12 protein-coding genes are annotated in these 13,232 nt (G+C 47.7%); 7 read left to right on the forward strand and 5 right to left on the reverse strand.

Annotation, left to right across the window (positions count from 1 at the left end; translation table 11 throughout):
- Positions 1-74: 74 nt before the first annotated feature.
- Both HER31_RS12420 and HER31_RS18920 read left to right on the forward strand, forming a co-directional pair.
- Complete coding sequence (locus HER31_RS12420; RefSeq protein WP_168660884.1) at positions 75-1,085, forward strand: DUF2804 domain-containing protein; 1,011 nt, start codon at positions 75-77, stop codon at positions 1,083-1,085.
- A gap of 281 nt (positions 1,086-1,366) precedes the next feature.
- Entirely contained in the window at positions 1,367-1,873 is a 507-nt protein-coding gene (locus HER31_RS18920) for a type II secretion system protein (protein WP_168660885.1), read from the forward strand.
- 582 nt (positions 1,874-2,455) lie between these two features.
- Here HER31_RS18920 and HER31_RS12430 read toward each other — a convergent pair.
- Entirely contained in the window at positions 2,456-3,460 is a 1,005-nt protein-coding gene (locus HER31_RS12430; protein ID WP_168660886.1) for a zinc-binding alcohol dehydrogenase family protein, read from the reverse strand.
- A 128-nt stretch (positions 3,461-3,588) separates the two neighbouring features.
- Here HER31_RS12430 and HER31_RS12435 point away from each other — a divergent pair, with 128 nt between their 5' ends.
- From HER31_RS12435 to HER31_RS12445, 3 genes are all read left to right on the forward strand, one after another.
- The gene (locus HER31_RS12435) at positions 3,589-4,488 is read left to right on the forward strand and encodes a LysR family transcriptional regulator (RefSeq protein WP_168660887.1); all 900 of its coding nucleotides are present in this window, start codon (positions 3,589-3,591) and stop codon (positions 4,486-4,488) included.
- A 186-nt stretch (positions 4,489-4,674) separates the two neighbouring features.
- Entirely contained in the window at positions 4,675-6,588 is a 1,914-nt protein-coding gene (locus tag HER31_RS12440) for a hypothetical protein (RefSeq protein WP_168660888.1), read from the forward strand.
- 47 nt (positions 6,589-6,635) lie between these two features.
- The gene (locus tag HER31_RS12445; protein ID WP_168660889.1) at positions 6,636-7,400 is read left to right on the forward strand and encodes a hypothetical protein; all 765 of its coding nucleotides are present in this window, start codon (positions 6,636-6,638) and stop codon (positions 7,398-7,400) included.
- Positions 7,401-7,467: 67 nt separating this feature from the next.
- Here HER31_RS12445 and HER31_RS12450 read toward each other — a convergent pair whose 3' ends face one another.
- The 3 genes from HER31_RS12450 to HER31_RS12460 all read right to left on the reverse strand — a co-directional run bounded on the left by HER31_RS12450 (position 7,468) and on the right by HER31_RS12460 (position 9,252).
- A complete protein-coding gene (locus HER31_RS12450) occupies positions 7,468-8,262 on the reverse strand; it encodes a hypothetical protein (protein WP_168660890.1) in 795 nt (264 codons plus the stop codon).
- 47 nt (positions 8,263-8,309) lie between these two features.
- The gene (locus tag HER31_RS12455; RefSeq protein ID WP_168660891.1) at positions 8,310-8,606 is read right to left on the reverse strand and encodes a putative quinol monooxygenase; all 297 of its coding nucleotides are present in this window, start codon (positions 8,604-8,606) and stop codon (positions 8,310-8,312) included.
- 136 nt (positions 8,607-8,742) lie between these two features.
- Positions 8,743-9,252 (reverse strand): hypothetical protein, encoded by a 510-nt coding sequence (locus tag HER31_RS12460; protein ID WP_168660892.1) that lies wholly within the window; start codon positions 9,250-9,252, stop codon positions 8,743-8,745.
- 768 nt (positions 9,253-10,020) lie between these two features.
- Between HER31_RS12460 and HER31_RS12465 the strand changes: the two genes are divergently transcribed.
- Positions 10,021-11,472 carry a catalase gene (locus HER31_RS12465; protein WP_168660893.1) on the forward strand — a complete coding sequence of 484 codons (1,452 nt, stop codon included), beginning with the start codon at positions 10,021-10,023 and terminating at the stop codon, positions 11,470-11,472.
- Positions 11,473-12,100: 628 nt separating this feature from the next.
- On the forward strand, positions 12,101-12,607 hold the full coding sequence (locus tag HER31_RS18925; RefSeq protein WP_168660894.1) for a prepilin-type N-terminal cleavage/methylation domain-containing protein: 507 nt from the start codon (positions 12,101-12,103) through the stop codon (positions 12,605-12,607).
- A 4-nt stretch (positions 12,608-12,611) separates the two neighbouring features.
- Here the strand turns inward: HER31_RS18925 and HER31_RS12475 are convergent, their stop codons facing one another.
- On the reverse strand, positions 12,612-13,067 hold the full coding sequence (locus tag HER31_RS12475; RefSeq protein WP_168660895.1) for an ABA4-like family protein: 456 nt from the start codon (positions 13,065-13,067) through the stop codon (positions 12,612-12,614).
- Between the last annotated feature and the right edge of the window lie 165 nt (positions 13,068-13,232).

A 13,232-nucleotide genomic window follows, 5' to 3' on the forward strand; every position in this document is an offset into this window, starting at 1 on the left:
GAAACGATTAATCGCTTGTGATTGCTCAACGCCGATGGGATGTTAATAAGCCTCTGTTTTGGTAAGTAGTCCCCATGAATGAAAAGCTGATAGATGATGCAGGTAAGGTACGGTTTGGTCTGCTTGGCAATAGCGTTTCAAAAATCAATATTGATGACTTTTGGCTGCGTAAACCCCGAGGCGGGCAAGCTTCAGCCTGGAATAATTGGGTCGGTTTCAAGCAGTTTCAATACTTTGGCGCTGTCTCTGAACAACTGCTATTTGGCTGTGCCATCGCCCACCTCCGTCATACCGCCATCGCTTTCATTTACCTATATCATCCCCAGCATGGAATGTTGCTGGAGATCAGCCGGCGAATACCATTGGGAATTGGAGTAACGCTGAGCAACGACACCACAAATGGCTGCAGCCGTTTTCACGCAGGTAATCTCGCTATCGAACTTAACCACCAAGGTGAACGCAAAAGCCTTTCTGTTACCCTTGGTAAACGCCTCCATATAGATGCATGGTTTACCGAAGTCGATTACCAACCACTGGGCATTGCCAGTCGCATTGGACGTAATGGCTGGGCCTATGCCCGCAAAGTGGCAGGTGTAAGCTGCCATGGCAGCATCCAGTTAGATTCCCAAAAATTTGATTTGACGGCGCTTAATTCCTTCGCCCACCATGACTTTTCTGCCGGCTTTCTGCGCCGGGAAACCTTTTGGAACTGGGCCTGCCTTAGTGGTCGAAACCAACACGGTGACCGTATTGGCTTAAACCTCAGCTGCGGCGTCAACGAAACCAGTTTTAGTGAAAATGCCGTTTGGTTAAACGGTCAACTGCACCACCTTGGTTTGTGTTACTTCGATTACGATTGGGACAGACCAGAACAACCATGGCAAATAACCAGTGAAGATGGCAGCGTGTCATTGTGTTTTACCCCCCATGGTTCGCACCAACAGCGGCTCAATCTGCTGCTGTTCGCCAGTGACTTTAAGCAGCTGTTTGGTCAGTTCAACGGTCAGATCCGCCTGTCTAATGGCACCAACGTACCCGTCGATGGCTTATGGGGTTTTGTCGAAGACCAATACGCTAAGTGGTAGGTGGGTCAACTTCAGCCACCTACCACCTACCACCTGTGCTTGGATTCCTTGGCCCCATTCCGCGTTCGCGAAAAACAGCAGTTCCCTCCACTACTGAAGCCGCGACTTGGCTCAAATCTCGCTGTGACCAATGCCACTAGGCTGCAACTTACATCGCAACTGAACACCAACGTGTGACATTACTGTCGTCACCGAACATAACAATAACCGATCAATTACTTGTTATTTATGATTTAATTAGCTCCTCATCGAAGTCATGAATCCAGCAGTAGGAGTGTTTCATGGATAAAAAATCATTTGGTCGGCAAGCCGGATTTACCCTAATTGAACTGGTTGTCGTGATTGTCATACTGGGGATCTTAGCCGCCACCGCTGCACCGAAATTCATCGACCTGTCGAGCGATGCAATGGATGCTAAGCTAAAAGCAATGGAAGGATCGCTTAAAAGCGCCAATACCCTCGTGTATTCAAAAGCATTACTGTCTGGTGAACACACAAAAGCCATCGGCGAAGTAGATATTGCAGGTGTAAAAGTCGCCACTATTTATGGCTATCTAGCGCCATCAACTACCGCAGTGAAAGCCGCTATCGATGCTGACTTTGCCGACATTGGTGGTCCCACCGATAGCTTTGATGCCGATTATGGCATTTATGGGGAAGCAACAACTAAACCAACGTCGGTCTTAGGTATTGCCGCAGATTCGAGTGGTTCAGGCTTTCAATGCCTGTTGTTATACAGCATTGCTACTGACAATAAGCCCGCTTATAACAGTGTAGATTGCGAATAGTTTATTGAAACTTTCCCATGGATGCCGTTGCCACCACGAGATAACTCAGTTAAGCACAATAGTCGTTATCATCTTAGACTTAAGGCCAGCCTCAAAAGCTAACAACGCCACAGTTAATTAATGGCTGTGTCACAGTTAAATGTTGAGGTTTATATCAAGCCTTCGGCTCTATCGATTGCAGCACTCTTAAGGGGTTATGTCGCGGTGGCGACAGCACATTCTTGTATGCATTAGGGGGGGAGCTTCGCCCCCTTTGGAATCCCCCTTGCCTTAGGTCGCACTCCAAAACGCTTCGCTGAACTGCTCCAATGCGGCAGAAGATCAATAGCGGTAGTGTTTTACCCTTGTATCGTGACTCGCCTAGCCAGTGCTTTAACTGCCTTGGAAAGAACAACACTTAGTTGGTACACAGCCTAATTAATGCCACTGCCGTCGCTCTAATAGCTAACAAGCCGCGTTATTGCTAGGTCAGTAGCAAGTTACCGTTCGATTTAGTGCTACAGCAAAACGATAACAAACAGGGACGCCTAAGCGTCCCTGTTTCATTGCTGCCACTAGTGCTAACTAGCCACAATAATCAGATTAAAACCCTTCCAGCACGATCTTTCCAATCGCCTTCTGCGATTCGAGTAAGCGGTGTGCTTTAAGCAAGTTTGCAGCATTAATGGTACCGAAGTGCTCACCAACAGTGGTTTTCAGATCACCAGCATCAACCAAGTCAGCAACCTTATTCAGTAGCTGCTGCTGAGCAATCATATCGTCAGTAGTAAACATCGAACGAGTGTACATAAACTCCCAATGCAGCGAGATGCTCTTTTGCTTCAGAGCACGAATATCAAACACCTGTGGATCATCAATCAAACCAAACTGACCTTGTGGTTTCAGTGATTTAACGATCTCCTGCAGGTGATCATCGCTGTTGGTTAGGCCGGCAACGTAATCGACCTCATCGATACCAATGGCTTTGAGCTCTTCACTCAGCGGGTTGCGGTGGTTGATAACATGGTCAACACCCAACTGCTTGAGCCAATCTGAGCTTTCGGTGCGAGAGGCGGTACCAATCACTTCCAAATTAGTCAGTTTTTTCGCCAACTGCACCAAGATAGAGCCGACACCACCTGCAGCTCCTACTACTAACAGTTTCTTGGGTTCTGTAGTGGCGACCTGCAAGCGATCGAACAGCAACTCGTAGGCTGTAATTGCCGTTAATGGCATTGCTGCAGCTTCAGCGAAGCTAAGGCTCGCAGGCTTGCGGCCAACAATGCGTTCATCAACCAACTGGAATTCAGCGTTACTGCCAGAGCGAGTCAGGTCGCCGGCGTAGAACACCTCATCACCCACTTTAAAGTCAGTAACACCGTCGCCAACGGCGGTAACAATGCCAGCGGCATCCCAACCGATCACTTTCCAATCACCCGCTGCTGGGGCCACATTGGTGCGGATTTTGGTGTCGACCGGATTTACTGATATCGCTTTGACTTCAACCAACAGATCCCGGCCTGCAGCTTGAGGCTGATCTAAGGTAATGTCTGTTAAGGCATTTTCGTTGTCTGCACTCAAGCATTGTTGGTAACCGATGGCTTTCATTGGGTAGTTCCTATTGTGAGATCCGCGGTCTACATAGACCGATATCGTGACGTTGTGATTACTTTAGTTGATCACTTGAATTTGAAAAAGTAGGCTTTTATAGAATTACTATTAAAAAAATATTGAAAATGAAATCGATGCAAGCGCTGCGAATTTTTGTCGAAACCGCACGATTGGGTAGTTTATCTGCAGCGGCTCGGCTACTAGAACTGAGCCCTGCGGTTAGCAGCGCAGCAGTTAAACGGCTAGAGCAAGAGCTAGGGCACGAGCTGTTTGTCCGGTCGACTCGTCAATTACGCTTAACCCAACAGGGAGAACGCTTTCTAATTAGCGCCCAGCAAGCCCTAGATCTGATTGAAGATGGGGTAGCTGCTGTGCGTGATAACGCCGTTGACCTGTCAGGCCAGATCAGCATTTCTGCTCCCTCAGACTTTGGCCGTAACCTGTTAAGTCCCTGGCTGGCTGAATTTATGCAACTGCACCCACACTTAACGATTCGGTTACACCTAAACGACAGCCTGACCGATCTTTACCGTCAACCGGTCGACTTAATGCTGCGCTATGGACAACCCAACGATTCCTCGTTGGTAGCGCTACCATTAACCAACGATAACGTCCGAATACTGTGTGCCTCCCCTGCTTATATTACTGCCTATGGTGAGCCCCAATCCCCCCACCAATTAACACAGCATAACTGTCTTTGCTTTGCCCTAGACAGTACCACCTTTAATAAATGGCAACTGCACGATAATCAGCAAGCACTCAGTATCAAGGTTAGTGGTGACCGCATTGCTAACGACGGTGAGTTAGTGCATCGCTGGGCGCTTGCTGGCTACGGCGTTGCATTCAAATCAATCGTCGATATTTATGACGACTTACAATCAGGAAAACTAATCCGTTTATGCCACTCTTGGCAAAGTAGAACTGTCCCTCTTAACCTTCTGTGTGCCAGCCGCAGTCAATTAAACCCAACCATCAGAGCCCTACAGCAGTTTTTATCAATGAAGATAAAACAGCGAATCGATTGAGCGAAAACTACAGAAAATAGCGGTTGCTGAATCACATTAATAACAGTAAACCGCTCACTACTTCGATTAAAAATAAAACGTAAGATACTGATGCTTAACCCTTTAACTTCAATAACCCCAAGGGGAAATGTATCCTTGCACGCCTTAGCGTTTGCTCGACCAAAGCGTCAATAAAATGGAGTTAACATGGCCTACGAACACGGCTCACTGGATCTCGGATTACGCAATCCGTTTCGATTTGAAGGGACTATCCGCGCTATGCGCGGCATCTTAACCACCGCACTTGGGGTATTAGTTCTCTTAGCCGTAACCAGCGCGGTACAGCAGCACCAAGTGTTTGGCTGGATCACTGCAATAACCGGCTTCTTGCTCCTCAGTAGCGGGCTGTGGACATTAGGCAGCGGCTTGATGCAAACCCTGCGCTTTTTTGTCGGTCGTTCCGTGCCGACCTCATTAGCCTACAACAACGCCAAATCAGAAGCCGATAGCGCTAAAGCTGAAGAAGCCGATGTTGCTTACGATGGTGCTCAGCTTGAGCAGATGTTGGTGGGGCGCAAAAACCTTACCTTTACCGAGCCACAAGGGTTGATCGCACGTCTCATCCATACCTTGTTTCCAAAGCTTACCTTTGTGCCATACCCAATTCGCAACATGGCCCAACAACTGACCGACACCTTAGCGCAAACACTGGTGGCAATTGTAGTGTTTGGCTTAGCCAGTTTTGTACTCAGCAGTGGTTTAGTGGGGGGCAACCATGCATCGATATTAACGCCTATCATCTCAACCCTATTTCTCGGTTACTTGATGATCATTTGGTTCAAGGCCGGTAAACCTATCTCCCGCAACGTCGCGAACGGGGCACAATCTCGTGGAGCCTCTGGTCTTGCTCGTACCCTAGTGCTAGCGGTGACTCTGCCTACGGCAGCTGCCATGGGATTAAGCCATATGCTGGAACAGCGTTGGGCACGCAACATCGGCAACCTATTCCAACCGATGGAACAGCTAGATAATGGTGAGCTATTTGTCGCTGGTACCGTATCAACCATCTACCATAACGTCAGTAACTCCCAGTGGATTATGGCCATCACAGTGTTGGCCCTACTGACCTGTGCTTTAATCACGGTATTGATTGCCCACCGTTGCCGCCATGCCGATCCCATAACTCAGGTTTCTGAACTGCGGGAGAATTGGCAGGAGTCCGTGCACCCGCGGGAGATCTTCATCAACCTCGACTCAATGGTAATGGCTAACCGTCGTTACAAAGAGGTGCCAAACCGAATTTACCGTAGCCTCAAACCGATGCTGAAGGAGCAATCTAACGGCAAAGGCGCATTCTATGGCGAGACTATTCAAGAGACTCAACCTCGCGCAAAACCTATTGTTATCGACGGGTTACCTAAGGCAATGCGAATTACCGGCACGGTAGTTGGCCAACTGCTAATGCTGGCAGCCGCAGTTGTCTTGTTCAGCAACTACGAGACACTGATTAATCTGACTCAGTGGGTGTTTGAAGCCAATAACCTGCGAGACAAAGATCCTTATGCCGAAGCCGTAAGCTTGGGCACCCAAATTGCGACAATGATTAACGCCTTAATTGCCATGGCGATATTGGCAATGTTTGGCCGTATGTTAACTAACCTAACGCACGTATTTTGGAGTGAATTCCAATTCGAATCGCAGCTTATCTACTTCAAGTGCGAAGGCACTTATACCGAAAGCACCATCTCAACCGGTAAAGGGATCTACGATTCAACCCAATCTGAAAACGTTATCTGTCGCTCATCGATGACCCCATGGGTGGTTACTGCCACCGCCATTAGCTCAACCTTTGCCGGTGTAGGTAGCAAAAACTTAGAGCAACCGCGTCACCTTATGGCACTGCACAGCAATGACAATGATATGAGTGAAATCGTTAACGATCTGCGTGGTTACCTCAAATCTCGCCAAACCATCGCCAACCTAAACACTGAAGCCGACATCGAAGCTGCAGCGCAGATCCATAGCATCAATGAACAAAGCCGCGCTATGCCAACGCAAGGCCTAGCACAAACTCAGGCGGCCTTAGGTGCAAACCAGCAACAACTAGAACACCAAGAATAATGTAACAACTGCGGCGCTTAAGCGCCGTATTTTGATAGGAATTCCCGATGGATTCATTTGCAATAAAAGAGACTGTGGCCGGCAAAACCGTTGACTGCAATTGGTTCTACCGTAGTGGTACTTACGCTGGTGGTAAGGTTGAGACGCGAACCCGCACCACCGAAACGAATGGCCGTACCAAAGTCACCACGACTGAGTATGAAACCGTTAATATCCGTGGTACTGATGGTAAGATTTTTAGTGTGGTCAAAGACGGCACAGCCAATATCCCCCAGGACACCTTAATTACCGTTTTCTATTACGAAACCAAAGATAAATACTGTCCAATGGCATTTTATGTCCATGACACCGAACGACTAAACTATTTGGGTCAAACGGAGTGGAAGAAAGCCAAAAGCGCCGCGCTCAAGCGCGGATTGGCCGCTTCACTGTGGGGCAGTTTAATGAATGGGGCGAACTACATCAGTTCATTAGGCGCAGCAATCGCCACACCATTTTTAATTAAACTGCACCTGTTCGACCTCAACGATTATGTAATGTGGGGCGTCGGCATCGCAATGCTGTTTGTTTATGTGCCCCTATTCTCGTTGGTTACCGATCGTTTAGGCGGCACTATTCGAGCAGATCAACCGCTAGAGGCGCTGCTCAAGCAGCAGATGTTTGCTCAGGCAGAAAAAATTGAAAAGGGCATGACCCGGCATCAGCAAAACAGTAACGAGCTTGCCTTTGCCGGTGCCGGACTTGCTGAAGGTGGGATAATAGATGGCGCTGTCGGTAACACCGATAATGATGGCTTTAAACCCATGATGTAAATCGTTGCCTAAAGCTCGAGGTGACACCAACCTAACTGTGTATACACTTAGGTTGGTGTTCTCCTCATTACAGCTTATTAGGGTGCTTTACTCGCTCTTGGTATAACTTCTCTAACGCTTCCGGCACTGTCATCAACTCATTTTTATCGAGATAGCGTTCGACCGAATTAGTCACATAACGCACTGACTGATTATGCTGCTTGGCAAACGCTCGGCACTGGCTCCGCAGCTGACGCTGATACAACGCTTGCTCCTGCTCTCGCTGAACCGCCATCACCACTGCTTCGAGGTTATTGTCGTGTTTTGCCAGTCCATCCACCAGTTTGGTTTGGCTAATGCCATAGCGTTTACTCACCGCCACTAAGGCTTCTTTAATGCTATTAAATCGCTGTTCGAATACATGAATAGGAACCGGTGTCGGCGCGCTAGCCGCAACGATGGCACCATCCAACTCATAGGCAAAGCCTTGATAATTGCTACGTCGATGCGATTCTTCACCCAGCTTCATACCAGCACCCAAACTGTGGCTGAAACCATAATCCATCTGGGCCAGCTCATCTTGGTTCCAACGCAGATAAACCCCTATCGATTTAGCGTATTTTGCAGCGATCTTGGTGTGGACTAACTCGCGCCGCTGTTGCACCAATCCCATACTGCACTTTTTCAAAAAAGTCGCACACTCCTTACAGGCGGGAACCTGTAAATTGTCGGCACTCGCTTGGCGATAATGGAAGGATTGCCAATGCGCTTGAGGAGGGGCAAAGTCAAATTCCGTCGCTAAACAGCCACAATAAAAACAGGTATGAAAATCACCGCCATTAGCGGCTCTAAGCTGGCGATAGCGTTGGTCTGATGGAGTCATAGGGAGTAAAGAACTTTCAATTGCTAAAGGTTAATAACCTAACGGTGTTAGACCAGCTTGCCCAACTGATGCACAACGGTGGGTTTGGCGATCGCAGCGGCCATGGCCTGACGGTAAGCGTCCATATGCGGAGCCACTTTATGGCTTTCCCAGTGGCTCCGACTTTGCCAGTTTTCAAACAACAGGAATACCGAAGGATCATTATGGTCTTGGTGTAAGTCGTATTGCAGGCAGCCCTCCTCCGCCCGAGTAGCTGCAACAACGATCAACAGTTGCGCTTTAACAAACTCCAACTGTTGTGGCTTAGCGACAATGGTTGCCACGATCGTTAATGGTACCGACATCTGTTCTTTCCTTTGGATGAATACTGACTAACGTCGCCATTTTACCCTAATGAGGCCACTAGGGTGGCAAAACCAAACTGCAAATATTACTCACCTAGCTTGGCACTAGGTCAGCTAAAGCACTTTTAAGTCGATATTACTCCGCATCAACCAGCGCTAATGCTCGTTGATAGGTATGTTCATCAAGTGGGTCGAGATGCTCACTTACGCTAGCCATAATGGCTGAAATGGCTGTGCTTTTAGCATGGATATCGGTACCGCTACTGAGCACAGCACCGTATTGATGTTCTATCGATTTATAGACCTTACCAAGGTGTTGATAATGGCCAGCCTTGTGCTGACAGCCATCAAGGCATTGCGTTTTATCCACCGCCACCGTTGCAATTGCGATCAGAAACACCACAATCTCGATCATGCCTATAGTGCCGATAGTAAGCTCTTCACCAAAGGTACCAATCAATAACAACAACATCCCTAATCCCAAGGCGATGGCTAATAAATTAGACAGGATCCACCATCGTTCTGATTTAATGTGAAACTCTTTAGCCAACATGAAGTAAGCGGTTTTATGCACCCTAGCTCGGTGAACTTGTTCCAGTAAGTACGTCTTTTCAGTATTGGTAAACACCGTTGTATCTTTCGTCATTAGCAACCCCTACCTTAGCCTTCAATATCAAGTTCGACACCAATGAGTAAGCAAAGCGGAAATTAACAACGACTCCGACAGCACGACATGCTAACTACCTTAGTTATTTGGGTAAGTATAGAGTTTGACTTAAAAACAGTGGTGCCACTTAGGTGTCATCACTGTTTTCAAACTCAAATTTTTGGCTCGAATAAGGTCAAACACTTCAACATCGCTACCTGTTTTACTTCGCTGCCAAACAACATTGGCTCCATTAGATAGCCACCTTCAATGTAACCTTGCTCTCGATAAAGCAACGAACGCTGCGGTATATTGCCAACACTACCTTCATTGCTCTTCCCTGCTTCGCTGGTACCAGTGCTGCAGCACCAATAACATTTCTTTTAGACAGTTGTTACCCAACTGAGTTGACTAACAGCGAACAGCACCTCAAGTCACAATCAATTCACAACTCACACAAATTACCACCACCAATCAAAAACAATATGCAGTCCGGTTGGTTAAGTTGTAATCGAAGTTGCCGCTAAATTGGGCTCGCCGCCATCAACCCCCAATTGAAATGGCATCGTGGTCGCGAAAAGATGTAACCCACTCGTTAAGTTCATTAACTCCCTGCATCAACCAACCACCGAAGTGCAACCACATTTACAGATTAATACAATCTATTCCAATCTATTTTAAGTTGATCAAGATCAACTACATTAGTCTGCAGTTGCCAAATACTTGCTCTCGCCTCCAAAAAATTTGGCTCTTATCAGGAAGGTTATTATGACCAAAAAACTAACAACGGCCAGTGGCTGCCCAGTAGCTCACAACCAGAACGTGCAAACTGCAGGTAAACGCGGCCCTCAGCTGCTACAAGATGTTTGGTTCTTAGAGAAACTGGCTCACTTTGATCGTGAAGTCATTCCAGAGCGACGCATGCATGCCAAAGGCTCAGCTGCGTATGGCCATTTCACCGTAACTAATGACATCAGCAAATACACCAAAGCGAAGATCTTCTCCGAAGTCGGAAAAACCACACCTTTGTTCACCCGCTTTAGCACCGTTGCTGGTGAACGCGGAGCCGCTGATGCCGAGCGCGATATCCGCGGCTTTGCGGTGAAGTTTTACACCGAAGAGGGCAATTGGGATCTAGTGGGAAATAACACCCCGGTATTCTTTCTGCGCGATCCACTCAAATTCCCAGATCTAAACCACGCAGTAAAACGCGACCCACGCAGTAACCTGCGCAGTGCGACTAACAACTGGGATTTCTGGACTTCACTGCCTGAAGCGCTGCACCAAGTTACTATTGTAATGAGCGAGCGAGGCCTGCCTGCAACCTACCGCCATATGCATGGCTTCGGTAGCCACACCTTTAGCTTTATTAATGCTAGTAACGAACGATTTTGGGTCAAATTCCACCTCAAATCGCAACAGGGCATTAAGAATTTAACCGATCAAGAAGCGGCACTATTATCAGGTCAGGATCGAGAAAGTCATCAGCGCGACCTACTCGATAGCATCGACAATGGCGACTTCCCTAAATGGAAAATGATGGTGCAGGTGATGCCTGAAGCGGACGCCAGCAAGGTGCCTTACAATCCATTTGATCTAACCAAGGTATGGCCACACCAAGACTACCCATTGATTGAAGTGGGCATGTTGGAACTCAACCGTAATCCAGATAACTACTTTGCCGAAGTTGAACAGGCAGCATTTAATCCAGGTGCCATTGTTCCGGGCATCGGTTTCTCGCCAGACAAGATGCTGCAAGGACGTTTGTTCTCATACGGCGATGCTCAGCGCTATCGCTTAGGGGTTAACCACCATAGTATTCCGGTTAACGCACCACGCTGCCCAGTGCACAGCTACCACCGTGATGGTGCGATGCGAGTAGACGGCAACCACGGCGGTACCATCGGTTACGAACCCAACCAACATGGTGAGTGGGCACAGCAACCTGATTTCGCGGAGCCGCCATTAACACTGGAAGGCGCTGCAGATCACTGGGATGCTGCAGAAGATGAAGATAATTTCAGCCAGCCCGGTAATCTGTTCCGCTTGATGAACCCTGAGCAACAACAAGCGCTATTTAGCAACACAGCGAACAACATCGCAGGCGTACCGAAAGAGATCCAGTTGCGTCACTTACGCCACTGCTTCTTAGCCGATCCAGCCTATGCTGCCGGTATTGCAACCCTGCTCGAAATTGACCAGAGCGAATACGCTAGTTAGATCAGCAACTCCCTATTGCCGGTGCAGCATGCATCGGCTTTTTTATGGCTGTGTCACAGTTAAGTGTTGCGGGTTATATCAAGCCTTCGGCTTCTGCGATTTCGGTGCTTTTAGGGGACTATGTCGCGGTGGCGACGGCACATTGTTGTATGCATTAGGGGGGAGCTTTGCCCCCTTTGTATCAAAACTCGCCTAGCCAGTGCTTTAACTGTATTAGAAAGAACAACACTTAGTTGGTATTGCCCTGCCCCGCCCACAAATAGGTCTATGCCCGCATTGCCATTGGCATTAAATCGACTAGTGCTTAAGCAACATAAATCTCTTTATCCATTAGGGTTTACCATCCTCAAAGACACTGTGATTACACTAACCACACCGCGATCCCCACTAGGCTTGTTGCACAAATGCAAACCTGTTAAATTTTAACCACATTTGCTCTGATGGCTACATTTAGTCTGATAGATTCGCCAAAGCCGACATTGTTATCTATAGCTTCGCACTTATCGGCGAAAAATATCGATCGCTTGAGAAACTAATGGCCGGAATATTGCGATAAGGGGGGAGGGCTAACTAAGCTTTGGTTGGTTCACTGCAGTCTTACAAAAATGAACAATAGCGTTAAGGTGACATGTTGAAACAGAAAGGTTTTACTCTCATTGAGCTGGTGATAGTTATCGTCGTTATCGCTATTCTCGCCGCCGTAGCAGCCCCAAAATTCATCGATATCTCCCGTGATGCTCGAATCGCTGTTATCGACAACCTCTACTCCTCGGTACAAACGGCTGCCGATCAAACCTACCTTAAGGCCATACTTGTAGGTGTTGAAGCTGATGAACGCTCGGACATAGAGATTAATGGCACCATTGTTCAAGCCAAATATGGATACCCAGAAGCCCACGCAGAAAGCGATGAGCATGATATTATCGATCTGCTCAATATTAGCGAAGATCTAATGGTCTGCAACGGCAATAATTACCCAAGTAACTGCACCAGCGGCAGCTCTCAAGTTGTTATTGGCTACGACTTGGAAGATGGTGAAGGCTGCTACGTACACTACAGCGAACCCAACGGCACTGGTGCACCGGCAGATGGCTCTAATAAGTACGGCTTAGTTAAGCAAACCAAAGGCTGTTAATAGCTCAAAACAGGGTATCCGCCCAGTAGTCACCGCTAACCGCCATGCGCAGCAGTAAATAGAGCAGTAAGCCGGCGGGGCCGAACATCAGTGTTAGCAACAAGCACGGCACCAATATCCAATGGGCAATACCGTAGTGGTTACCATTAACCACAATAAAGAGCCCCAACATTAGATCAAACGCTAAATAGTGAACCCAACCCGCTAACACCGCTCGTGGTGATTTAAATAGGTTTATTACCCCAGTCAGTGACCAGAAGTGGCCGCGGTATTTTTGCTGCGGATCGTCCAAACGTTTTCCGAAAAATACCAGATAAGTATAGAGCGCAGACAATAACATAACGACCACGCCAACAATGGCAGCTTGGGTATGCTCCCAGCTTGGCAACAGCAGCAACAAGAGCCAACCACTAAGAGCGACATAACTGGCTAGCTTAAACAGTCTCGAGAGTGTGTGCATAACGATTTAAACCATCCTTGTTATAGTTGTGCCGCCTGAAGAATTAGTCATATTCGACCACTATCCAATCAGTGCTATGCGGCAAGCTAACAGCAAATAAACCTAAATCACATCAACATTAGATTTTGTTACTACGCTAACGAAAGCCTGATACCAAGCAAAGAA

It is taken from the genome of Ferrimonas lipolytica, from assembly GCF_012295575.1.
In the GTDB taxonomy this organism is placed as follows: Bacteria; Pseudomonadota; Gammaproteobacteria; order Enterobacterales; family Shewanellaceae; genus Ferrimonas; species Ferrimonas lipolytica.